The organism is Halomonas sp. ANAO-440 (assembly GCF_019915905.1).
GTDB classification, from domain to species: Bacteria; Pseudomonadota; Gammaproteobacteria; order Pseudomonadales; family Halomonadaceae; genus Halomonas; species Halomonas chromatireducens.
Genome location: NZ_JAHXBV010000037.1, coordinates 33,931 through 57,254, shown reverse-complemented (window position 1 = coordinate 57,254; position 23,324 = coordinate 33,931). Strand labels below are relative to the sequence as shown.

Here is a 23,324-nt window from a genome sequence, read left to right as displayed (position 1 = left end):
ACGGCAGCCAGGTGGGTGTAGCGGTTTCCATCATGCAATCGGTCCTGTTGCGGCATGCTGACAAAACGGTTGCCCCGCATGGCAAAGGCGCCCCAGAGGGGCGCCTGCCTGCGATGAGTCGATATCAGGACCCGGCCGGACCACCCAGCGGGTCTGACGGGCGACGACGCGGCTCCTCGTCTTCATCCTCATCACCATTACCACTATCGCTACCATCGCTGCTGCTGTCTCCACCACTGCCGCCATCGGTGGGTCCGGCCGCTTCGGGCTCGGGTTCGGACTCTTCGCCGGTAGACGGCGTCTCGCCGGTTACCGGTGCGCCGGTGCCGGAATCGCCGTCCTCCCAGTCCTTGGGCGGCCGCGGCGCTCGGCCCTCCATGATATCGCGGAGCTGGTCGGCGTCGATGGTCTCGTAGAGCATCAGCGCATCGGCCATGGCGTCAAGCTTGTCGCGATTCTCCTCGAGGATCTGCTGCGCCTTGGCGTAGCATTCATCGATGATCTTGCGCACCTCCTTGTCGAGGCGCGATGTGGTCTCGCCGGACTTGAGCTTGCCGCCCTGGCCGGGACCGCCGAGGAACTGGTGGGACTCGTCCTCATCGTACATGATCGGACCCATCTCCTCGGAGAGGCCCCACTTGGCCACCATGTTGTGGGCCAGCTCGGTGGCGCGCTTGATGTCGTTCGACGCCCCGGTAGTGACACCGTTGGGACCCAGCGTCATCTCCTCGGCGATACGGCCGCCGAACAGCGAGCAGATCTGGCTGAGAATCTGCTGACGCGACAGGCTGTAACGGTCCTGCTCGGGCAGGAACATGGTCACGCCCAGCGCTCGGCCGCGGGGGATGATGGTCACCTTGTAGACCGGGTCGTGCTCCGGCATCACCAGGCCGATAATGGCGTGGCCCGACTCGTGATAGGCGGTATTGAGCTTCTCCTTGTCGGTCATGACCATGGACTTGCGCTCGGCGCCCATCATGATCTTGTCCTTGGCCAGCTCCAGCTCTTCCATGCTCACCAGACGCTTGTTGCGCCGTGCGGCGAACAGCGCCGCCTCGTTGACCAGGTTGGCCAGATCGGCGCCGGAGAAACCGGGCGTGCCTCGGGCGATCAGCGACGGCTTGACGTCGTCGCCCAGCGGCACCTTGCGCAGGTGTACGTTGAGGATATGCTCGCGGCCCCGAATATCCGGCAGCCCCACCACTACCTGGCGGTCGAAGCGCCCCGGGCGCAGCAGCGCCGGATCGAGCACGTCGGGACGGTTGGTGGCGGCAATGACGATGACGCCCTCGTTGGCCTCGAAGCCATCCATCTCTACCAGCAGCTGGTTCAGGGTCTGCTCGCGCTCGTCGTTGCCACCGCCCATGCCGGCGCCGCGGGAGCGGCCCACCGCATCGATCTCGTCGATGAAGATGATGCAGGGCGCCTGCTTCTTGGCCTGCTCGAACATGTCGCGCACACGGGACGCACCCACACCGACGAACATCTCGACGAAGTCTGAGCCGGAGATCGAGAAGAACGGTACCTTGGCCTCGCCGGCGATGGACTTGGCGAGCAGCGTCTTACCGGTACCCGGCGGGCCCACCATCAGCACGCCGCGGGGAATGGTGCCGCCCAGGCGCTGGAACTTGGAGGGATCACGCAGGAAGTCGACCAGCTCCTCAACTTCCTCCTTGGCCTCGTCACACCCGGCCACGTCGGCGAAGGTGGTCTTGATCTGATCCTGGGAGAGCAGCTTGGCCTTGGACTTGCCGAAGCTCATCGGACCACCCTTGCCGCCGGCTCCGCCCTGCATCTGACGCATGAAGAACATGAAGATGGCAAGAATCAGTAGAATCGGGAAGCTGGCGATCAGCAGCCGCGTCCACAGGCTCTGCTGCTGCGGCTCCTTGCCCACCACGGTGACGTTGTTGGTCAGCAGATCATCCATCAGCCGGGGGTCTTCCGCTGCGGGCCGGATGGTCTGGAATTCCGACCCGTCCTGACGCTCACCGGTGATGGTGTGGCCATCGATGGTCACGCTGCGGATCTGTTGATTCTGCACCTGCTGGACGAACTGGGAGTAGTTCATCGTCTGCGGTGTGGTATCGACGGTAAAGTTGTTGAATACCGTGAGCAATACTGCGGCGATAACCAACCACAGAATCAGGTTCTTTGCCATATCGTTCAAGGGCCTACCCTCGTTGCAAGCATCTGTCGGCCGAAACGCCTGTTTGTAAGACCACGCACTGCGGGGCGTGTTCCGCCCAGCCGTGGGGGCTATGTCTGCCCATACTGTGACATAGTTGAGCAGCCCTGTCCGGCCATTGCGCCGTTAGTCTTTGACTATCATTGTGGCCGAGCCGGAGCTCAGCCGCGAAATCCTTCCGCCAGCAGGTACACTTCACGCGAACGAGCGCGCGAGGCCTCTGGCTTGCGGGTCACCACCCGGCTGAAACTGTCGCGCAGCTCCTTGAGGTAGGTATCGAAGCCTTCGCCCTGGAACACCTTGGCGAGGAAGCGACCCTGTGGCTTCAATGTCTGGCGAGCCAGGTCAAGCGCCAGCTCGACCAGGTACATGGCCTGGGGTTGATCGATGGCCGCCATACCACTCATATTGGGGGCCATGTCGGACATCACAAGGTCTACCGGCCGATTGCCCAGGGTCTCGAGTATCGCATCGAGCACCGATTCCTCGGTGAAATCGCCCTGAATGAAGTCGACGCCGGCAAGGGCGTCCATCTCCAGGATGTCGGAGGCGATCACCACGCCACTGGGGCCTACCTTCTCGGCGGCCACCTGGCTCCAGCCGCCCGGCGCCGCACCCAGGTCGATCACCGCCATGCCCGGCCGGAACAGTCGGTCCTTCTCGTCCAGCGCCAGCAGCTTGTAGCTGGCCCGGCTACGATAGCCATCCTGCCAGCTCTGCTGCACGAACCGGTCGTCGAAGTGCTCCTTCAGCCAGCCTTTGCTGGTCTTGCTTGCCCCGGCCTTGCCCGACGCACGCTTGTCGCCGGAACTGGACGCATCGCCACGCGAGGAGGGAGTGGAACGAGCCACGGCATCACCTTGAGACATCGTTTGAAATAGGGATCTGTAAAGCCATTAGACCAGCGCCAGAAGCGGCAAGGTGCGAAGCGAAACGGCAGCCGCCGAGAAGCGCTTGAATGCTTTCGTCGAGACGCGTTTCACCGTACCATGGTGCGCTGAGCGCAACCGGGAAGACGCAACATACCATGAGCTTGTCACAGGCACAAAAGAAAGCATTTCGCAGTATCGGCCACCACCTCACCCCGGTGGTAACGGTATCCGAAAACGGCGTATCCGAGGGGCTGCTGGCCGAACTCGATCGCGCGCTCAACGACCACGAGCTGATCAAGGTCAAGCTGGCCCTGACGGAGCGTGATGACCGCGCCGCTGCGCTGGAGGCCCTGCTGACCGCGAGCCGGGCCGAGCGGGTACAGACCATCGGCAAGATGGCGCTGCTCTATCGAGCCAACCCCAAGGGCAACCCCAAGCTCTCCAACGTCAAGCGCTTCGAGGGCCACCACGGCCGCCACTGAAGCCGAGCCGCATGCAGGGCTGCATCAAGCAGCCCTTGACGATACAACCCCCGCCGACCCGCGTCGCCGGGGGTTGTTCGCTTGGCGCCGGCTCAGCGGTGCTCGACGCCGGCAATCTCGTATTCCACTTCGCCGCCCGGGGTGTTCACCACCACCACGTCGCCCTCCTCCTTGCCGATCAGGGCGCGGGCGATGGGCGAGGTCACCGATATCTTGCCGGCCTTGATCTCGGCCTCGTCCTCGCCGACGATCTGGTAGGTCACCGTCTCGTCATTGTTGAGGTTGATCAGCTCGACGGTGACGCCGAAGATCACCTTGCCCGTCTGCGGCAGCTTCATGACATCGATCACCTGGGCCGCCGAGAGCTTGCTCTCGATCTCCTTGATGCGCCCTTCGATAAAGCCCTGCTGCTCGCGGGCGGCGTGGTACTCGGCGTTCTCCTTGAGATCACCGTGCTCACGCGCCTCGGCGATATCGGCGATCACCTTGGGGCGCGCCTCGCCTTTCAGATATTCCAGCTCCTTGCGCAGGCGTGCCTCGCCGGCAACGGTCATGGGGACCTTGTTCATTGCGTAGCTCCTGCATGCAGTTCCTGTAACCGACGTACTGTAATGGCATCGCCATATTCGAGCGCCATGCAAACGGCGCTGGCCCCTGCCAGGGTCGTGGCATAGGGCACCTTGCGGGCGAGCGCGGTACGACGGATCACCGAGGAGTCATTGATTGCCTGACGGCCCTCGGTGGTATTGACGATATAGGCGATTTCGTCGTTCTTGAGCAGATCGACGATATGCGGCCGGCCTTCATAGACCTTGTTGACGATGTCGAACGGGAGGCCTGCCGCTTCGAGTGCCGCAGCGGTGCCACGAGTGGCGACCAGGCCGAACCCTAATGCTAGCAGAGAACGCGCCACCTCGATAACACCCGACTTGTCCGGATCGCGCACCGAGAGGAACGCCTTGCGCTCCCCGGTGAGGGCGGGAATCGCCTCGCCGGCGCCGAGCTGCGCCTTGTAGAAGGCCTCGGCGAAGGTGTCGCCACTGCCCATCACCTCGCCGGTGGACTTCATCTCCGGCGACAGGATGGGGTCGACCCCGGGGAACTTGTTGAACGGGAACACCGCCTCCTTGACGCTATAGAAGTGCGGCACGATCTCGCGCTCGAAGCCCTGTTCGGCCAGGGTCTTGCCCGCCATGCAGCGGGCGGCGATCTGCGCCAGGGAGATGCCGATGCACTTGGAGACGAAGGGCACGGTACGCGAGGCGCGGGGGTTGACCTCGATGACGTAGATCTCGCCGTCCTGCCAGGCCAGCTGCACATTCATCAGGCCCACCACGCCGAGTTCCACGGCCATCTTCTTGACCTGCTCGCGCATCTCGTCCTGCACCTCGGCGGGCAGCGAGTAGGGGGGCAGCGCGCAGGCGGAGTCACCGGAATGAACGCCGGCCTGCTCGATGTGCTGCATGATGCCGCCGATCACCACCTGGTGGCCGTCGGAGACGGCGTCGATATCGATCTCGATGGCGGCATTGAGGAAGTGGTCGAGCAGCACCGGCGAGTCGTTGGAGACCTTCACCGCGTGGGTCATGTAGTTCTCGAGCTCGGAGGCGTCGTAGACGATCTCCATGGCACGGCCGCCGAGCACGTAGCTGGGGCGCACCACCAGCGGGTAGCCGATCGCCTCGGCCTTGGCGAAGGCCTCGTCGAAGCTGCGCGCGGTAGCGTTGGGCGGCTGCTTGAGGCCCAGCTTATCGATCATCTGCTGGAAGCGCTCGCGGTCCTCGGCACGGTCGATGGCGTCCGGCGTGGTGCCGATGATCGGCACGCCGGCGGCCTCGAGCTCTCGGGCCAGCTTGAGCGGCGTCTGGCCGCCGAACTGCACGATCACCCCGATCGGCTTCTCCTTGTCGGCGATCTCCAGCACGTCCTCCAGGGTGACCGGCTCGAAGTAGAGGCGGTCGGAGGTGTCGTAGTCGGTGGAGACGGTCTCCGGGTTGCAGTTGACCATGATGGTCTCATAGCCGTCGTCGTGCATGGCGAAGGCGGCGTGGACGCAGCAGTAGTCGAACTCGATGCCCTGGCCGATACGGTTGGGCCCGCCGCCCAGCACCATGATCTTCTGGCGGTCGGAGACCTCGGCCTCACACTCCTCCTCGTAGGTGGAGTACATGTAGGCGGTGTCCGAGACGAACTCCGCCGAACAGGTGTCCACCCGCTTGTAGACCGGGCGGATGCCGGCCTTCTGGCGGGTCTTGCGGAACTCCTTCTCGGCGACGCCCAGCAGGCTCGCCAGGCGGGCATCGCTGAAGCCCTTGCGCTTGAGGCCGAACAGCTCGCGGGGGGTAAAGTCGGACAGTGAACGCTTGCTCACCTGCTGCTCGATGTTGACCAGCTCCTCGATCTGCACCAGGAACCAGGGATCGATATTGGTCAGGGTGAAGATCTCGTCGACGCTCATGCCGGCGCGCATGGCGTCGGCGATGAAGAAGATGCGCTCGGCGCCGGCGGCCTGCAGCTCGCCCTTGATATGCGCCATGGCATCGTCGGTGAACTCGCCGGCCTTACACTCCGGAAACTTGGGGTCGAGCCCGTCGTTGCCGGTCTCCAGGCCACGCAGCGCCTTCTGCAGCGACTCCTGGAAGGTGCGGCCGATGGCCATGACCTCGCCCACCGATTTCATCTGGGTGGTGAGGCGGTCGTTGGCCTGGGGGAATTTCTCGAAGGTGAAGCGCGGAATCTTGGTGACGACGTAGTCGATGGCCGGCTCGAAGGAGGCCGGGGTGCGCCCGCCGGTGATGTCGTTCTGCAGCTCGTCCAGGGTATAGCCGACGGCCAGCTTGGCGGCGATCTTGGCGATCGGGAAGCCGGTGGCCTTGGAGGCCAGCGCCGAGGAGCGCGACACCCGCGGGTTCATCTCGATGATCACCATGCGCCCGGTCCTTGGGTCGACGCCGAACTGCACGTTGGAGCCGCCGGTCTCGACGCCGATCTCGCGCAGCACCGCAAGCGATGCGTCGCGCATGATCTGGTATTCCTTGTCGGTCAGCGTCTGGGCCGGGGCCACGGTGATGGAGTCCCCGGTATGCACGCCCATGGGGTCGAAGTTCTCGATGGCGCAGACGATGATGCAGTTGTCGTTCTTGTCCCGAACGACCTCCATCTCGTACTCCTTCCACCCCAGCAGCGACTCGTCGATGAGCAGCTCATGGTTGTTGGAGAGCTCGAAGCCGCGGGTGCAGATTTCCTCGAACTCCTCCTTGTTGTAGGCCACGCCACCGCCGGAGCCACCCATGGTGTAGGAGGGGCGGATGATGGTGGGAAAGCCCAGCTCGGCCTGGATCTCCCAGGCCTCTGCCATGGAGTGCGCCACCTTGGCCTTGGGGCACGCCAGGCCGATGTTCTTCATCGCCTTGTCGAAGAGGTCGCGGTCCTCGGCCTTGTTGATGGCATCGGCGTTGGCGCCGATCATCTCCACGCCATACTTCTCGAGCACGCCGTGCTCGTCGAGCTGCAGCGCACAGTTGAGCGCCGTCTGGCCACCCATGGTCGGCAGCAGGGCATCGGGACGCTCGGCCTCGATGATCTTCTCCACCGTCTGCCAGGTGATCGGCTCGATATAGGTGGCATCGGCCATGGCCGGGTCGGTCATGATGGTGGCCGGGTTGGAGTTGACCAGGATGACCCGGTAGCCCTCCTCGCGCAGCGCCTTGCAGGCCTGGGCGCCGGAATAGTCGAACTCGCACGCCTGGCCGATGACGATGGGGCCGGCGCCGATGATGAGGATGCTCTTTATGTCGGTACGTTTGGGCATGACGGTTCCCGCGAAAATTGTTGGCTAACGAGTGAGGCGGCTCTCGCAGAGTCCGCTGAAGCGTTCGATGCCCGGCGGGGCCTGGGGCTGACCGGGCAGATTCATTCAGCGCGTGGCGAGGCGCTCCTTCATCATGGCGACGAAACGGTCGAACAGCGGCGACACGTCCTTGGGTCCGGGGCTCGCCTCGGGGTGGCCCTGGAAGCTGAAGGCCGGGCGGTCGGTGCGCTCGATGCCCTGCAGCGAACCGTCAAACAGCGAACGGTGGGTGGCACGGAGGTTGGCCGGCAGGGTCGACTCCTCGGCGGCAAAGCCGTGGTTCTGGCTGGTGATCATCACGTGGCCGGTGTCGAGGTCCTGCACGGGATGGTTGGCGCCGTGGTGGCCGAGCCCCATCTTCACCGTCTTCGCTCCGCTGGCCAGCGCCAGCAGCTGATGGCCCAGGCAGATGCCGAAGACCGGGATGTCGGTCTCGAGGATCTCGCCGATCGCCTTGATGGCGTAGTCGCAGGGCTCGGGGTCACCGGGGCCGTTGGCCAGGAAGACACCGTCCGGGTTCATGGCCAGCACCTCGGCGGCGGGGGTCTGGGCCGGCACCACGGTCAGGCGGCAGCCGCGGCTGGCCAGCATGCGCAGGATGTTGCGCTTCACCCCGTAGTCGTAGGCGACCACGTGGAAGGGGCGCTCGCTCTGGCTGGTGTCGGCGTAGCCCTCACCCAGGGTCCATTCGCCCTCGGTCCACTCGTAGGGAGCCTGGCAGGAAACCACCTTGGCCAGGTCCATGCCCTTGAGGCCGGGAAACTCCCGCGCCGCCGCCAGTGCGCGCTCGACGGCGTCTTCGCCGGAGGCCAGGTCGCCGGCCAGGATCGCCCCGTTCTGGGCACCCTTGTCGCGCAGGATGCGGGTCAGCCGCCGGGTATCGATATCGGCGATGCCGAGCACGTTCTGGCTCTTCAGGTAGTCGGAGAGCGACTGTTCGGAGCGGAAGTTGCTGGCGATCAGCGGCAGGTCGCGGATCACCAGGCCCGCGGCGGCGATGGCGCCGGACTCCACATCCTCGGCGTTGACGCCGGTATTGCCGATGTGGGGGTAGGTGAGGGTGACGATCTGCCGGGTATAGGAGGGGTCGGTGAGGATTTCCTGATAGCCGGTCATGGCCGTATTGAACACCACCTCACCGCTGGTCTGTCCATCGGCACCGATGGCCGTGCCGTGAAAGAGACTGCCATCTTCCAGGGCCAGTATCGCGGGTTTGTTCAATGCGGGGCTGTTCAAGACAAGGTCCTCCCATGCTGTGGGAGCCTGAGGGGCGCAGGCTCCGCGGCTATCGTCGCTGCGACAGATTCGGCTCGTAAAAAAGCGGGACGAAGCCGATAAAAGAACCGGTTTCATCCCGCTTGTTGTCATATTCTTCGGGGGCTGGCAAACGCAACAAGCGCGCAGTAATGACTGCTATTTTCAGGCGCCCGGCCAAAATTTTGGGGATATTACAGGATTCGGCCTCACCTGGCTACCATCTTGCACCCTGAACCTCATATCCACGCTGACGATCCGGGGCTGATCCGAGCACAGGACTCCGAGGAGGCGCTGTGAACCCATCCCTGGGCGCTACCGATTCCATCCCTGGAATCGGACCTCCTCTTCGGCCTGTCCTCGGCGCCCCTCGGTCGACGGCCGCCCCACAGGTTCAGAGGCCAAGCACATCCTGCATGTCATACCGGCCGTTGGGCCGGTCGGCCACCCAGCGCGCCGCGCGTACCGCACCCTTGGCGAAGGTCATGCGGCTCGACGCCTTGTGGGTGATCTCGATGCGCTCGCCCTCGGTGGCGAACATCACCGTGTGCTCGCCGACGATATCCCCGGCACGCACCGTGGCGAAGCCGATTTCCTTGTCCGTGCGCGGCCCGCACTGGCCTTCGCGGGCGAAGACGCCGTGCTCCTTGAGCGTGCGGCCGAGGCTCTCGGCCACCACCTCGCCCATCTTCAGCGCGGTGCCCGAGGGGGAATCCACCTTGTGGCGATGGTGCGCCTCGATCACCTCGATGTCGTAGCCCTCGTCGCCCAGCGCCCGGGCCGCGGTTTCCAGCAGCTTCAGCGTCAGGTTGACCCCGACGCTCATGTTGGGCGCGAAGACCAGCGGGAGCCTGTCACGGTAGGCGTCGAGCGCGGCCAGCTCCTCGTCGGAGAGCCCGGTGGTGCCGATGACGATCCGCTTGCCGTGCTTGGCGCAGAACGCCAGGTTGGCCAGCGTCACCTGCGGGCTGGTGAAGTCGATCAGCACGTCGAAGTCATCGACGATGGCCTCGAGGGAGTCCACCGCCGTCACCCCCAGCCTGCCGACGCCCGCCAGCTCACCAATATCGGCACCGGCCAGCGAACTGCCCGGCTCGACGATACCGCCGGCCAGGGTGGCTCCGGCATCCTGCTGCACGGCGTTGACCAGGGTGCGGCCCATGCGGCCGGCGACGCCGACGATGGCGATACGGGTCATGCGGACTCCTGCAAATGCGGTGGCGTTAAGATGCCGCGAGTATACCAGAGGCTCAGGCTGCATCTCGTGGCAATACGCTGCGCTCGATCTCGTCGCCATGATCGAGCTCGACTCTCTTGAGCTCATACGCTGCCTGAAGGTTCAGCCACGACTGGGCATCACCACCGAAATAACGCGCCAGACGCAGGGCTGTATCCGCCGAAATCGCACGGCGCTCCTTGACGATCTCGTGCAACCGGGTCGAGGGCACACGCAGCTCACGTGCCAGGGCGTTGACGCTCATCCCCAGCGGCTCCAGATAGTCTTCCCGCAGCATCTCGCCTGGATGGATAGGTCGCATGCCATTCTTGATCATGATGGCAACTCCTGTTTGACAGAGGTCAGTGATAATCCACGATTTCGACATCGAAGGCGGCCCCGTTCTCGAAGCGAAAGCAGATTCTCCACTGATCGTTGATACGAATGCTGTTGGCCCTGCCTGGCACCGCGCAGCGCCTCGGAAAACGCTGATTTATTGCTGCGCTCGATATCCTGACCGCCGGCGGTACTCAAAATCCTCATTTACTGCTGTGTAAACTCCGGCTTCTCCGTTCCGGCGGCGGCCAGCCTCTCATCGCTCGCGACATAAATCAGCACTTCCCTCGAGACGGTTACCGGGCGGCGAGCGCAAGAAATCCAGCGTAGTCGCCGAATCCAGCAGTTGCAGCTTGCGCTCGGCCTGGCGCCGGAAGGCACGAAATGAGTTGGAGCACCCCGCCCCCTCGAAAAGTCGCTGCGTTCGCTTGCAGGCAAAGGACTCGATCATGTCATCATGCCATTACGCGCTGCGTTATACGTCAAACAGGATTACCCACCTGACCACCCACGGCTGCCACCGACACACGCCTGCGAACCAACGCGGCCTCGTCGGACGACTCATGACGGCGCTTCGCTGCGCCCGTTGCGCAGCAGCAGCGCAATGGCGGTCAGCACCAGCAGGCTGCCCGGCAGCCAGTGCCAGCCGATCTGTTCGGGCGCGGTGATGAACAGCAGCAGCATGGAGACGAAGGGCACCAGATAGCCGTAGGCGGTGACGGGACCGGGGGTCAGCGCCGAGGTGGCCCGCTGCATCAACCAGAAGGTCAGGGCACTGGAGAAGAGCCCCAGGTAGGTCACCAGCAGCAGGTCCTGCCAGCGCATCGACATGAGCTCGGCGGCGGGCTCTATCGCCAACCCCAGCAGGCCGATCCATACTCCGCCCATTCCCAGGCTCCAGAAGGTACGCACCGAGGCCGCTTCCGGCAGCCAGCCATGGGCTAGCCCCCACTTACTCAGCACCGGGTAGAGCGCCGAGGAGACACAGCCGAGGAAGAACACCGCCTCGCCGATGCCGAACTGGAGCCCTTCGCCATGCCCCATCGACTCGGCAACGGCCAGGCCCAGCGCCCCCATGGCGCCCAGCGCAAGAATCGCCGGCAGTTGCCAGGTCAACCGCTCGACGCGAAAGCCCAGCCCCAGCATAAAGGCCAGCAGCGGCACGGTGACGTAGAGCGTCGCCATGGAGAGCGCCGTGGCGTGATGTGCCGCCCAGAACATGGCGCCGAAGAAACCGGCCAGGCAGAGGCCCATCAGGCTGTATAGGGGCAGTAGCCGCCAGGAGGGCAGGAAATCGGCCGAGCGGCGCGCCAGCCACCAGAGCCCCGCGCAGGCGATGGCGAAGCGCAGCGCGGTCAGCGACAGCGGCGGCAGCTGGCTCATCAGCTCGACGGCGGGAAACGACAGCCCCACCAGTACCGCCCACAGCAGCATCCCCAGGTGGGCGGCGCGGGGCGACGCCGTGACGTTCAATTTTCCCAGACGATATCCAGATCCTCGTCACCCGCCATGCGCTGAAGGTGGGCATCCAGCACGCCCTCCAGGCGGTCGAGGCTCTCCTCCTCCAGCGCCTCGAGGGCCACCACCAGCTTGCCCGGCTCGGCCTGCATCAGGCAGGAGCCCTCCTCGAAGACCACCCGGCTCTCGGCTTCGCCCTGCTCCACCTCCAGCTTGTGCGCCCAGTGCTTGCACAACCGGTTCATCAGCTTCGCAGCTGACTCGGTAGCGATCTCCGTTCGCGACATCGGCATGACGACCTCCATTCGTTTTCGATTGAACTCAAGACTAAGACGAGCGGATGGCCAATGCCAGTACGCAGCACCACTCTTCAGCGAATATTCGCCTCATCGTGATAGGCTGAACGAAACGTTTACAATACTGAAGCAGGGAGGCGGCATGAACCCGGCACTCAAGAGCCTGACACGGCTACGAGTGGGCCAAAGCAAGGGCGCACCGGCCGCCAATAAACCGTGCCTGATTCTCGCTCTTATTTGTGAGATCCAGGCGGGTCATGTCGCCTCAAGCCGAATCCCTATCGATACCCGATTGGTAACGCGTTACTGCGAGCTATACGAAATCGCAACCGGTGAGCGACAGAAGGCCAACCCCTGGTTACCGTTATGGCACCTGTCATCGGATGCAGGACCGAATGGCCGCCTCTGGGCACCAGTGTTTCATGACAAACTGGAAAAGATCGCCAAGCAGTTCGGCCAACCTAAGTCGATGAGTGATATCGAACACCGCTTTGTTGCCGCCGACCTGGATAGCGCTCTCTTTCGCGCAGCACAGGATAAGCCTTTGGCTTTTGAAGCTGCGGCCGTAGTGATAGGCCAATACTTTGGGCACTCCCCAGCCGCACAGCAGGCACTTCACGACTACCTTGGCCTGGCTTTCTCAAGTGGCGAATACGAAAAGAACCCCGAGAGACTGGCAGAAGGAGTACATGAGGCCAGCCAGCTCCAAGCGCGCTCAGCCGCATTCCGCTCACTGGTACTGGAAGCCTACGATTATCGATGCGCGGCCAGCCGCCTACGCTACATTTCGCCTGATTACCGTTACCTGGTCGAGGCCGCTCACTTGGTGCCCTTCGCCGAGAGTCAGGACGACCATCCCACCAACGGACTGGCACTCACTCCCAATCTGCACTGGGCCATGGACAATCACCTCATTGCACCAGGGCCGGATCACAAGTGGCACGTCAGCCCCACCATCGATGCACTGGTGTCGGATAACCGTTGGCTCTGCGAGTTGGACGGCCACCCGCTGGCCTTGCCCCGCGACAGCCGCTGGCATCCGGCCCAGGGCGCGCTGACCTGGCGACTAGATCACCTGCAACGCTGAGTTGAAAACGACACCGCCCCGGCATCGAGAGATACCGGGGCGGTGTCTCTTGTGCGCGACCACCTTTGCTACGGCTTCATGTCCTCGAAGAACTTCTTCACGCCGTCGAAGAAGCCGCTCTTCTTGGGCGAGTGGTGGGCGCTGTTGGTGCCCCCCAGGCTCTCCTGAAGCTGGCGCAGCAGGTCCTTCTGCTCGTCGTTGAGATTGACCGGTGTCTCGACCACCACCTTGCACAGCAGGTCCCCGGGCGGGCCGCCGCGCACCGGCTTGACGCCCTTGCCGCGCAGGCGGAACAGCCGGCCGGTCTGGGTTTCAGCCGGGATCTTGAGCTTGACCCGGCCGTCCAGCGTCGGCACTTCCAGCTCGCCGCCGAGTGCGGCGTCGATGAAGTTGATCGGCACGTCGCAGTGCAGGTGCTTGCCGTCGCGCTGGAAGATGTGGTGCGGCTTGATCGCCACCTGCACGTAGAGATCGCCCGGGGGCCCGCCGTTGACGCCGGACTCGCCCTCGCCGTTGAGCCGGATGCGATCGCCGGTATCCACGCCTGCCGGGATCTTCACCGACAGGGTGCGGGTCTCGCGCACGCGGCCTTCGCCGTGGCACTTGTGGCAGGGCACCTTGATATGCACACCGTTGCCGTGGCAGGTGGGGCAGGTCTGCTGCACGGCGAAGAAGCCCTGCTGCATGCGCACCTGGCCGTGGCCGTTACAGGTGGGGCAGGTCTCCTTGCTGGAGCCCGGCTCGGCACCCTGGCCGTCGCAGCGGTCGCACTCCACGTGGCGGGGCACGCGGATATCGACGGTGGTGCCGGAAACCGCGCTCTCCAGGTCCAGCTCCAGGTTGTAGCGCAGGTCACTGCCCCGCTGCGGCGCATGGGGGCTGCGCCGGCCACCGCCACCGCCGAAGATGTCGCCGAAGACGTCGCCGAAGATGTCGCTGAAGCCGCCGGCTCCCGCACCACCGCCGAAGCCGCCGCCACCGAAACCGCCGGCCTGGCCGTCGACGCCGGCATGGCCGAACTGGTCGTAGGCGGCACGCTTCTCGCTGTCGCTCAGGACCTCGTAGGCTTCCGAGACCTCTCGAAACCGCTCGGCCGAACTCTCGTCATCCGGATTACGGTCCGGATGGTATTTCTGTGCCAGGCGCCGGTAGGCCTTCTTGATGTCTTTCGTGTCGGCCCCGCGCTCGACGCCGAGCACTTCGTAATAATCGCGTTTGGACATGGGTCCATGCGCCTCCTGGTCTAGGCAGTTATCGCCTGATCCGCGGAAACGGCAACGCGGGAGTCATCCCCCCGCGCTGCCGCCGGCCGTGGCATACCCTCGACGATTACGGCTTCTTCTGGTCGTCGTTGACTTCTTCGTATTCGGCGTCGACCACGTCATCTTCCTGCTTGGCGCCAGGCTCCTGGCCCTCTTCACCACCGCCCTGCTGAGCAGCCTCGGCCTGGGCGGCATACATCTTCTGGGCCAGGTTGCCGGAGGCTTCGGTCAGGGTGTCCAGCTTGGCCTGGATGTCGTCCTTGTCGTCGCCCTTGAGCGCCTCTTCAAGCTCGGAGGCAGCCGTCTCGATGGCCTGCTTTTCCTCGTCGGTGGCGTGCTCGCCGGCTTCCTGCACCGTCTTGCGAGCGGCGTGGACCATGCCGTCGGCCTGGTTGCGCAGCGCCACCAGCTCCTCGAACTTCTTGTCCTCGTCGGCATGGGCCTCGGCATCGCGAACCATCTGCTCGATCTCGTCGTCGGACAGGCCGCTGGAGGCCTTGATCACGATCGACTGCTCCTTGCCGGTGGCCTTGTCCTTGGCGGACACGTTGAGGATACCGTTGGCGTCCAGGTCGAAGGCGACCTCGATCTGCGGCACGCCACGGGGTGCCGGCGGAATGTCGGCCAAGTCGAAGCGGCCCAGCGACTTGTTGCCGCCCGCCTGCTTGCGCTCACCCTGCAGCACGTGGATGGTCACGGCGGTCTGGTTGTCATCCGCGGTCGAGAAGGTCTGGGTCTTCTTGGTCGGGATGGTGGTGTTCTTCTCGATCAGCGGGGTCATCACGCCGCCCAGGGTCTCGATGCCGAGCGTCAGCGGGGTGACGTCGAGCAGCAGCACGTCCTTGACGTCGCCGCCCAGCACGCCGCCCTGGATTGCCGCACCCACGGCCACGGCCTCGTCAGGGTTGACGTCCTTGCGGGCTTCCTTGCCGAAGAAGTCAGCGACCTTCTTCTGCACCATCGGCATGCGGGTCTGACCGCCGACCAGGATCACGTCGTCGATCTCGGAGGCCGACAGGCCTGCATCGGCGAGCGCGGTCTTGCACGGCCCCAGGGAGCGCTGGACCAGATCCTCCACCAGCGACTCCAGCTTGGCCCGGGTCACCTTGACGTTGAGGTGCTTCGGGCCGGTGTTGTCGGCAGTGATGTAGGGCAGGTTGACGTCGGTCTGCTGGGCGCTGGAGAGCTCGATCTTGGCCTTCTCGGCGGCTTCCTTGAGGCGCTGCATGGCCAGGTTGTCGCCGGAGAGATCGATGCCGCTGTCGGACTTGAACTGATCGACCAGATAGTTGATCAGGTGCATGTCGAAGTCTTCGCCGCCCAGGAAGGTGTCGCCGTTGGTGGCCAGCACCTCGAACTGGGTCTCGCCGTCGACATCGGCCACTTCGATGATGGAGATATCGAAGGTACCGCCGCCCAGGTCGTAGACCGCAATGGTCTTGTCCCCGCGCGCCTTGTCCATGCCGTAGGCCAGCGCCGCCGCCGTGGGCTCGTTGATGATGCGCTTGACCTCGAGGCCGGCAATGCGGCCGGCATCCTTGGTGGCCTGGCGCTGGCTGTCGTTGAAGTAGGCCGGCACGGTAATGACCGCCTCGGTGACTTCTTCACCCAGGTAGTCTTCCGCTGTCTTCTTCATTTTCTTCAGCACTTCGGCGCTGACCTGCGGCGGTGCCAGCTTCTTGCCCTTCACTTCCACCCAGGCGTCGCCGTTGTCGGCCTCGGTGATGCCGTAGGGCACCATCTTGATGTCTTTCTGGACGACATCGTCCTTGAAGCGACGGCCGATCAGGCGCTTGATGGCGTAAAGTGTGTTCTCGGGGTTGGTGACCGCCTGGCGCTTGGCCGACTGCCCCACCAGGATCTCCCCATCATCGGTGTAGGCGATGATGGAAGGCGTGGTGCGAGTACCTTCGGCGTTCTCGATCACCTTGGCGCTGTCGCCGTCGAGCACGGCCACACAGGAGTTGGTGGTCCCCAGGTCAATACCGATGATGCGTCCCATAGGAAATCCTCGAAAAGTCGTTGCTTGAATTCGTCTCTGCGGCGCTTGCCGCGGGGTTGTCGTCTATCTGGGGGGCAGAGTCTCTTATTTCAAGTCCTGCCCCCGATTCCGATGTGTAAACTCAGCCGGCAGCCTTGCTGACCACCACCATCGCCGGACGCACCAGGCGCCCATTGAGCAGGTAGCCCTTCTGCATCACTTCCATCACGCTGTTGGGTTCGAGCTCGGGGTTGGGCACCATGGCCATGGCCTCGTGGTACTGGGGGTCGAAGGGCTCACCCTGCGGGTCAACCGACTCGACGCCAAACTTGCCCAGCACGTCGTGCTGCATCTTCAAGGTCATGGACACACCCTCGCGGTGGGCCTCGCTGGCATCATCACCCATGGCCTCCAGTGCCTTCTCCAGGCTGTCGACCACCGGGAGCAGCTCCTTCACGAATTTCTCGAGGGCAAACTTGCGCGCCTTCTCGGCCTCCTGCTCGGCGCGCCGGCGCACGTTCTGCGCCTCGGCAGCCGTGCGCAGCACCTGGTCCTTGGCCTCGGCCAGGCTCTCCTCGAGCTCCGCAACCTGGGCGGCCAGCATCTCGGCCTCGGGGTTGTCGCCCACTTCGGCCTGCTCGCCCAGGGCCTCGGCTTCCTCGGCCGCCTCGATGGCTTCATCTTCCAGCGTGCCCTCTACAGGCTGCGGTTCGGCCTCCTCTTCGCGCCTTGCCAGCTCGTCGTCCAGCGGGGTCTGGGGTTCTTTAGCCATGAACATCTCCTGAAACGGTGAATCGGCCCCGCGGGCCGAACAGCATTCGGGTTGGCGATAGCATCGCAATCTGCCGCCTATATGGGGGCCGTGGCCAGAAACTCAAGAATAAATGGCCAAGGAATTGACATGTGCATTGAGAGAGAGACTGGTCTACTGTATAAAAACCCAATAAAGGTGTATGAATATCCAGCCTGCCGCTCAGACCAGCTGTCGCAACGCGCTGGCGAGAGCCTAAGGTGCCGGGAGGAAAGATGCTGACTCAGCTTGCCATTCGTGACTACGCCATCGTTGACCGCCTCGACCTTGAGCTTGCCGGTGGCATGACCGCCATTACCGGTGAGACCGGGGCCGGCAAGTCGATCCTGCTCGGCGCCCTGGGCCTGTGCCTGGGCGAGCGCGCCGACGCCGGCAGTATTCGCCATGGCTGCGAGCGTGCCGACCTCAGCGCCCGCTTCGACATCGCTGCACTGCCAGCCGCCCGCGCCTGGCTCACGGAGCGCGAACTGCCCGCAGACGATTGCCTGCTGCGCCGCGTGGTGACCGCTGCGGGCCGCTCCAAGGCATGGATCAACGGTCAGCCGGCAACCATCGCCGACCTCAAGGCGCTGGGCGAGCATCTGGTGGAAATTCACGGCCAGCACGCCCATCAGGCGCTGCTTCGCGAGGAGACCCACCTGCGCCTACTCGATGACTTCGCCGGCCAGCGCACGGCGGTGGCCGAACTGGCCGAAACCTTCCGCAGTTGGCAGGCCGCGCGCCGCCGGCTCAAGCGTCTGGCCGAAAGCGGCGACGAAGTGCAGGCGCGGCGACAGCTGCTGCGCTATCAGGTCGAGGAGCTGGACGCTCTGGCCCTGGGAGACGACGAGCTGGCGACCCTGGAGCACGAACAGGAGCAGCTCGCCCATGCCGAGGAGACGATTCGCGAGGCCCAGTTCGCCGCCGATTGCTGCGACAGCGACGACGGCGGCGCACTTGCGCTGCTGCATCAGGCGACCAGCCGCCTTGGCGTGCTGCCGGGCCATTCCCAGGGTGGGCTGGCCGAGGCGCTGAGCATGCTGGGCGAGGCTCGCATCCAGATCGAAGAGGCGGCACGGGAGCTGCACCGCTTCGTGGATACCACCGAGCTGGACCCGGAGCAGCTGGCCTGGGTGGAGTCGCGGCTGAGCGAAGTCCATCGCATCGCTCGCAAGCATCACATCATGCCCGAAGAGCTGCCCAGCCTGCACCGGCGGCTGCAGGCGGAGCTGGAAGGCCTGGAGGGAGGAGAGCACGACCTGGAAGCGCTGCGTGCGGAGGTGGAGGCCCTGCGCGATACCTGGCGCCAGCAGGCCCGTAGCGTCAGCGAGGCGCGGCAGAAGGCGGCCACCCGGTTCGGCAAGGCGGTACAGGAGCAATTGGCCTTCCTGGCCATGGGCAAGGCGCGCTTCGAGGTTGAAGTGGAAGCCCGCGAGCTGCCGGCCGCCGATGGCCTGGAGGGCGTTCGCTTCCTGATCAGCGCCAACCCAGGCCAACCGCCTCGCCCGCTCTCCAAGGTGGCTTCCGGCGGCGAGCTGTCGCGCATCAGCCTGGCAATCCAGGTGGTGGCGGCACGCCACTCGACCATTCCCAGCCTCGTCTTCGACGAGGTGGATGTCGGTGTCTCGGGCGCCACCGCAGAGATCGTCGGCCAGCTGTTGCGACGGCTCGGCACCGGCGGGCAGGTAATGACGGTGACCCACCTGCCCCAGGTGGCAGCCCAGGCCCATCATCATCTGCATATCGAGAAGCAGGCGAAGCGCAACACCACCCAGACGCGCATGGCGCTACTCGACGAGGCCGGGCGGGTCACCGAACTGGCGCGCATGCTGGGCGGGGTCAACCTCTCCGACCGCACCCTGGCCCACGCCCGGGAGATGCTCGACGGCAGCCAGCAGAACGCACACCACTGAGCGCCACCTTCCAGGCTCCCAGCACCATCCACCGCCTAGACGACAGCGACCCCGCACCTTTCGGAGCGGGGTCGCTGTCAAGCCTGCCAAATGGCCCGGCTATGTCTGGAACACCACTGGTGCGCTACGACGGATCAGACAGAGCCGCGGGGGCGCACGTAGAGCACCAGGGCGTGATCGACGAGCTCGAAGCCATGCTCTTCGGCGATCTCTTTCTGGCGACGCTCGATGGTCTCGTCGAAGAACTCGATGATTTCACCGCTGTCCAGGCACACCATATGGTCATGGTGCTCTTCCTGGGAAATCTCGAACACGGCATGGCCGCCGTCGAAATTGTGGCGAATCACCAAGCCGGCCGACTCGAACTGGGTCAGCACACGATAGACGGTGGCGAGACCAACGTCTTCGCCAGCATCCAGCAGTGACTTGTACACATCCTCGGCACTCAGGTGGTGTTGGCCTGTGGCATTCTCGAGGATCTGCAGGATCTTCACGCGGGGCAAGGTGACCTTGAGGCCCGCCTTGCGCAGTTCATGGTTCTGGTCGGCCATGTTCGCTCTTCGCAGTATCAGGTAGGGTCGGGTATGATCGACCGAATCCACGATAGTGAAGAACGGACCCAAATGCAAAAGCTGATCAAGACCGCCACTCTTATCCTCGCCCTGACCCTGGTCAGTGGCTGTGTGTACAAGCGCGACCTGGCCCAGGGTAATTACATTACCGAAGGCATGGTCGAACAGCTGCAACCCGGCATGAGCCGCAGCCAAGTCGTGGGTGTCATGGGACGCCCACTGCTGGAAGCGCCTTTCGACGCCAGCCAGTGGGACTACATCTTCCGGCTCGACAAGGCGTATGGCGGCGTCCAGCAGCGCCGTGTGACGCTGACCTTTGATAATGACCGCCTGGTCGATATCAATCAGCGAGGCGACCTGTCCGAGGATATTCAGCTCCGCGCTCAGGATGACGTTGGCCCGGCTGTCGATGGCGCCAGCCCCATGGGAGAGCTGCCGGAGACCCAGCCGGAAGCAGCGCCTCGCTCCGCGCCGGATGCAGGCGGCACGCTGCCACGCGGTGGCGAACCCGCCACGACAGAGCCGCTGGAGCTCTAGTCGAAACCCGGCAAAAGGGTATACCCGTGAAGGGTCAGGTTGACTGCCGAGCGCGCGCCGCGCGCTCGGCACGGGCCGCCTTGGGGTCGATCTCAAGGGAGCGGTAGACCTCGACCCGATCCCCTTCCCGCAGAAGCTGCGAGTCGGGGTCCCGTACCGGTTTGCCGAAGATGCCCAGGTCGGCACGTTCGAAGGTGTCGGCCGCCACTTCCGGGAAATGCCTGGCCAGCTCGGCCTGGGCCACGGCCTGGCGCACCGTGGTGCCCTCGGCCACGTCCAGCTCGACGATGCGCTGCTTCTCGGGCAGCGCAAAGGCCACCTCGACGTGAATACGCCCTTCGCTAACGGCCATAGACTTCATCGGCCCGGCGAGTGAAGGAGTCCACCAGCTGTCCGGCCACCTGCTGGAACAGCTTGCCGAAGGCCATCCCCAGCAGGCGATTGGCGAATTCGAACTCGAGTTCCAGGCTGACCTTGCAGGAATCATCGCCCATGGGCAGGAACAACCAGCGGCCGCGAAGCCGCTTGAAGGGACCGCTCACCAGTGACATCTCGATGCGCTCAGGCTCGATGAGGTCGTTGCGGGTAGTAAAGCTCTGCTCTATGCCGGCCCGGCCCAGGGTCATTTCGCCGATGAGGTGCGATTCATCGCGTTCGAGCAGCCGTGCCCGACGGCAGCCCGGCAAAAACTCCGGGTAGCGCTCGAAGTCGTTGACCAGTTCGAACATGTTCCGAGGGGTGTGCCGCACCAGGGCGGAACGATTGACCGTTGGCATGGAGCTCTCCGCTGACTTCACAGTGCCCAGGGCGTATCATGAGCGGTTATTTCATGCCTTGAATGGTATCACGCTTCCCCCCATATCGAAGGGGAGCTAGCCAAAGGCCGAACACGATACGAGGTACCATGGCCAACAAGAAAGCCAAGGGCAAGGGCCCAGGCAGCAGCACCATCGCCCAGAACAAGAAGGCGCGCTTCGAGTATCACATCGACGAGACCTTCGAGGCCGGGCTGGTCCTGGCCGGCTGGGAAGTGAAAAGCCTTCGCGCCGGCAAGGCACAGCTCACCGACACCTACATCTTGATCAAGGATGCGGAGGCGTGGCTGCTTGGCTGCCACATCATGCCGCTCAACACCGCCAGCACCCATGTGCTGGCCGATCCCACGCGCACCCGCAAGCTGCTGCTGCACCGCAAGGAGATCGCCAAGATCTTCTCGCGCACCCAGGAGAAGGGGCACACCTGCGTGCCGCTGAAGCTCTACTGGAAGGGCAACAAGGTCAAGTGCGAACTGGCTCTGGTGACCGGCAAGAAGCTCCACGACAAGCGCGCCACCGAGAAGGACCGGGACTGGCAGCGTCAGAAGGGCCGCATCATGCGGGAACAGACCAAGGCCTGACCGGCCGCAGGGGGGAATCGATCTATCGCGAAACGACGGAACCCACCCTGCAAACAGGTGTCACACAATTGCCCATGCTGATATGATGGGCCTGCTACGGGGGCGACATGGCTTCGACGCCGGTGACAACCTCCTAGGTGCATGCCGAGAGCGTGATGTATCTCGTAAATCCAACATCACGACTAAATAGTCGCAAACGACGACAACTACGCTCAGGGCGCGCTGGCAGCTTAATAGCTGTTAGCTTCTAGCCCGGCCCCGAAGCGATGTGCCCATTCATTGCGGACGGGATATGAGCTAAAAATGATGGGATCGCGGTTGGTGGTGTCCTCTCGCCAGTCGCTAAATCTTAGAGGAATCGCGTAGCTGGATCCTGCCCGTTGGAGCCAGATGCGTTAAATCAAAAAACGGACCTAAGCATGTAGAGCCGAAGAGCGAGTACCGGCGGACGCGGGTTCAATTCCCGCCGCCTCCACCAATTAGCTAGACGAATCAAGCACCTACGGGTGCTTTTTTCGTTTATTGGCCTCCCTTTCAGCCCTCCCCGGTTTCCTTTCGGCAAGCCGTGGCCATGCTTGTCAGCAGTTGCATGATCACGCGCGTACCTGCCTCAGCATCTTCCGCCGTGATGGCTTCGTCAGGATGGTGGCTCAGCCCATCCCTGCAGCGGAGGAACAGCATGCCGATATCGGTCAGGGCATGCATTGCCAGGCCGTCATGCCCGGCCCCACTGAACAGGCGGCGGCTCGGCTGCCCCACCTCCCGGCATGCCTGCTCCAGGGCCTGGATCAGCCGCTCAGCGCACGCAACTCCCTCGGCCTCGTAATCCATGCAGGTGGTGAATTCCAGCCCCCGCTCCTTGGCGATCCCTGCCAGGCCGGCAAGGATCTCGCGACGGCCGGCAAGACGCTTTTCAGGGTCCGGTGAGCGCAGCTCCAGCGTGAACTCGACCTCGGAGGGTATGACGTTGACCGCACCGGGCCGCACGGTCAGTTGCCCGATAACACCAACCAGACTGTCCCGGCGGCGAAGCAGGCTGTCGGCTTCCAGCACCATCGCCGAGGCGCCCACCAGTGCATCACGGCGACCTTCCATGGGTGTCGTACCGGCATGTCCCGCCTTGCCGGACACCGTTACGCGGTGTCGCTCGATGCCCGTCAGGGCCGTCACCACGCCCAGCGCCAACCCCTCATTCTCGAGCACCGGGCCCTGCTCGATATGCACCTCGACATAGCCCAGCACGCGCTCCGGATTGCGACTCACCTCGGCCAGTCGTGACGTATCGGCGCCGAGATACGTCAGCGCCTCGCGCAGCGTCACGCCCTCCTTGTCCTTGCCTTCCAGCACCTTCGGATCAAGGGTGCCGGCGAGTGCCCGGCTGCCCACCAGGGTGGATGGAAAGCGCACGCCCTCCTCGTCGCCAAAGGCCACCACCTCCACCGCACAGCTGGGTTCGCGGCCCTGTTCGCGTAGTGCCTCGAGCGCCAGCAAGGGCATGGCAACGCCCAGCATACCGTCATACTTACCCCCCTCGATCACCGAATCCTGGTGAGAACCCAGAATAAGTGCAGGCTCCCCAGCGAGGGCTCGGGGACATCTCCCCACCAAATTGCCCACGGCATCCAGCTCCGGCTCGAGGCCGGCGAGGCGCATCCATGATGACAGCAGAGGAAGCAATCGGCGGTGCTCCTCGCCGGCGAAGAGTCGTGTAACGCCATGGCCGGGCAACGAATAGACGGCCGCCTCATCGAGCCGCTCCATCAGGCGTCGCCCCAGGTCATCGGCAGAGCAGGAAAGGGGCATGGCAATATTCCTCCAGGTGATCTCAATGTGT

21 protein-coding genes, 1 other RNA gene and 1 pseudogene are annotated in these 23,324 nt (G+C 64.1%); 6 read left to right on the top strand and 17 right to left on the bottom strand.

Annotated elements, in window-relative coordinates:
* Positions 1–124: 124 nt before the first annotated feature.
* Entirely contained in the window at positions 125–2,170 is a 2,046-nt protein-coding gene (gene ftsH / locus KZO25_RS17990) for an ATP-dependent zinc metalloprotease FtsH (protein WP_066451859.1), read from the bottom strand.
* A 179-nt stretch (positions 2,171–2,349) separates the two neighbouring features.
* The gene (gene rlmE, locus KZO25_RS17985; RefSeq protein WP_316935868.1) at positions 2,350–3,039 is read right to left on the bottom strand and encodes a 23S rRNA (uridine(2552)-2'-O)-methyltransferase RlmE; all 690 of its coding nucleotides are present in this window, start codon (positions 3,037–3,039) and stop codon (positions 2,350–2,352) included.
* A 176-nt stretch (positions 3,040–3,215) separates the two neighbouring features.
* Here rlmE and yhbY point away from each other — a divergent pair, with 176 nt between their 5' ends.
* Positions 3,216–3,542: a ribosome assembly RNA-binding protein YhbY gene (gene yhbY, locus KZO25_RS17980; protein ID WP_066451860.1), complete on the top strand. Its 327-nt coding sequence runs from the start codon at positions 3,216–3,218 to the stop codon at positions 3,540–3,542.
* 92 nt (positions 3,543–3,634) lie between these two features.
* On the opposite strand, the gene greA is transcribed toward yhbY, so the two are convergent.
* The 8 genes and pseudogenes from greA to KZO25_RS17945 all read right to left on the bottom strand — a co-directional run bounded on the left by greA (position 3,635) and on the right by KZO25_RS17945 (position 11,949).
* Entirely contained in the window at positions 3,635–4,111 is a 477-nt protein-coding gene (greA, locus tag KZO25_RS17975) for a transcription elongation factor GreA (protein ID WP_066451861.1), read from the bottom strand.
* Positions 4,108–7,353, bottom strand: coding sequence for a carbamoyl-phosphate synthase large subunit (gene carB, locus KZO25_RS17970; protein WP_223138002.1), 3,246 nt, complete (start codon positions 7,351–7,353; stop codon positions 4,108–4,110). Before carB ends, greA begins: the two co-directional genes overlap by 4 nt.
* A 105-nt stretch (positions 7,354–7,458) precedes the next feature.
* Positions 7,459–8,613, bottom strand: coding sequence for a glutamine-hydrolyzing carbamoyl-phosphate synthase small subunit (carA, locus tag KZO25_RS17965; protein WP_201025424.1), 1,155 nt, complete (start codon positions 8,611–8,613; stop codon positions 7,459–7,461).
* A 427-nt stretch (positions 8,614–9,040) separates the two neighbouring features.
* Positions 9,041–9,844 (bottom strand): 4-hydroxy-tetrahydrodipicolinate reductase, encoded by an 804-nt coding sequence (gene dapB, locus KZO25_RS17960; RefSeq protein ID WP_066451864.1) that lies wholly within the window; start codon positions 9,842–9,844, stop codon positions 9,041–9,043.
* A 52-nt stretch (positions 9,845–9,896) separates the two neighbouring features.
* On the bottom strand, positions 9,897–10,199 hold the full coding sequence (locus KZO25_RS17955; RefSeq protein ID WP_066451865.1) for a HigA family addiction module antitoxin: 303 nt from the start codon (positions 10,197–10,199) through the stop codon (positions 9,897–9,899).
* A gap of 25 nt (positions 10,200–10,224) precedes the next feature.
* Positions 10,225–10,342, bottom strand: a pseudogene (locus KZO25_RS20250) (type II toxin-antitoxin system RelE/ParE family toxin); the annotation flags it as partial.
* 417 nt (positions 10,343–10,759) lie between these two features.
* Positions 10,760–11,671, bottom strand: a complete 912-nt coding sequence (locus tag KZO25_RS17950; protein WP_262489122.1) for a DMT family transporter — start codon at positions 11,669–11,671, stop codon at positions 10,760–10,762.
* On the bottom strand, positions 11,668–11,949 hold the full coding sequence (locus KZO25_RS17945) for a DUF2218 domain-containing protein (RefSeq protein WP_223138001.1): 282 nt from the start codon (positions 11,947–11,949) through the stop codon (positions 11,668–11,670). The genes KZO25_RS17950 and KZO25_RS17945 overlap by 4 nt, the downstream gene beginning before the upstream one ends.
* 145 nt (positions 11,950–12,094) lie before the next feature.
* Between KZO25_RS17945 and KZO25_RS17940 the strand changes: the two genes are divergently transcribed.
* Positions 12,095–13,039, top strand: coding sequence for an HNH endonuclease (locus tag KZO25_RS17940; protein ID WP_223138000.1), 945 nt, complete (start codon positions 12,095–12,097; stop codon positions 13,037–13,039).
* Between the two features lie 68 nt (positions 13,040–13,107).
* Here the strand turns inward: KZO25_RS17940 and dnaJ are convergent, their stop codons facing one another.
* From dnaJ to grpE, 3 genes are all read right to left on the bottom strand, one after another.
* Positions 13,108–14,262, bottom strand: coding sequence for a molecular chaperone DnaJ (dnaJ, locus tag KZO25_RS17935; protein WP_223137999.1), 1,155 nt, complete (start codon positions 14,260–14,262; stop codon positions 13,108–13,110).
* 106 nt (positions 14,263–14,368) lie between these two features.
* Complete coding sequence (dnaK, locus tag KZO25_RS17930; RefSeq protein WP_066451871.1) at positions 14,369–16,303, bottom strand: molecular chaperone DnaK; 1,935 nt, start codon at positions 16,301–16,303, stop codon at positions 14,369–14,371.
* 121 nt (positions 16,304–16,424) lie between these two features.
* Complete coding sequence (gene grpE / locus KZO25_RS17925; protein ID WP_066451872.1) at positions 16,425–17,054, bottom strand: nucleotide exchange factor GrpE; 630 nt, start codon at positions 17,052–17,054, stop codon at positions 16,425–16,427.
* A 254-nt stretch (positions 17,055–17,308) separates the two neighbouring features.
* Here grpE and recN point away from each other — a divergent pair, with 254 nt between their 5' ends.
* Positions 17,309–18,985 (top strand): DNA repair protein RecN, encoded by a 1,677-nt coding sequence (gene recN, locus KZO25_RS17920; protein WP_223137998.1) that lies wholly within the window; start codon positions 17,309–17,311, stop codon positions 18,983–18,985.
* 134 nt (positions 18,986–19,119) lie between these two features.
* Here the strand turns inward: recN and fur are convergent, their stop codons facing one another.
* The gene (fur, locus tag KZO25_RS17915; RefSeq protein WP_066452422.1) at positions 19,120–19,536 is read right to left on the bottom strand and encodes a ferric iron uptake transcriptional regulator; all 417 of its coding nucleotides are present in this window, start codon (positions 19,534–19,536) and stop codon (positions 19,120–19,122) included.
* A gap of 72 nt (positions 19,537–19,608) precedes the next feature.
* Between fur and KZO25_RS17910 the strand changes: the two genes are divergently transcribed.
* Positions 19,609–20,094 carry an outer membrane protein assembly factor BamE gene (locus KZO25_RS17910; RefSeq protein ID WP_066451874.1) on the top strand — a complete coding sequence of 162 codons (486 nt, stop codon included), beginning with the start codon at positions 19,609–19,611 and terminating at the stop codon, positions 20,092–20,094.
* A gap of 34 nt (positions 20,095–20,128) precedes the next feature.
* Here the strand turns inward: KZO25_RS17910 and KZO25_RS17905 are convergent, their stop codons facing one another.
* Both KZO25_RS17905 and KZO25_RS17900 read right to left on the bottom strand, forming a co-directional pair.
* Entirely contained in the window at positions 20,129–20,446 is a 318-nt protein-coding gene (locus KZO25_RS17905) for an RnfH family protein (RefSeq protein ID WP_223137997.1), read from the bottom strand.
* Positions 20,436–20,870, bottom strand: coding sequence for a type II toxin-antitoxin system RatA family toxin (locus KZO25_RS17900; RefSeq protein WP_223137996.1), 435 nt, complete (start codon positions 20,868–20,870; stop codon positions 20,436–20,438). Before KZO25_RS17900 ends, KZO25_RS17905 begins: the two co-directional genes overlap by 11 nt.
* A 128-nt stretch (positions 20,871–20,998) precedes the next feature.
* On the opposite strand from KZO25_RS17900, the gene smpB reads away from it, so the two are divergent.
* Together smpB and ssrA are read left to right on the top strand one after the other, a co-directional pair.
* Positions 20,999–21,490, top strand: a complete 492-nt coding sequence (smpB, locus tag KZO25_RS17895) for an SsrA-binding protein SmpB (protein WP_043511136.1) — start codon at positions 20,999–21,001, stop codon at positions 21,488–21,490.
* Positions 21,491–21,588: 98 nt separating this feature from the next.
* Positions 21,589–21,968: a transfer-messenger RNA gene (gene ssrA / locus KZO25_RS17890) on the top strand.
* 56 nt (positions 21,969–22,024) lie between these two features.
* Here the strand turns inward: ssrA and KZO25_RS17885 are convergent.
* Complete coding sequence (locus tag KZO25_RS17885) at positions 22,025–23,293, bottom strand: M20 family metallo-hydrolase (RefSeq protein WP_223137995.1); 1,269 nt, start codon at positions 23,291–23,293, stop codon at positions 22,025–22,027.
* Between the last annotated feature and the right edge of the window lie 31 nt (positions 23,294–23,324).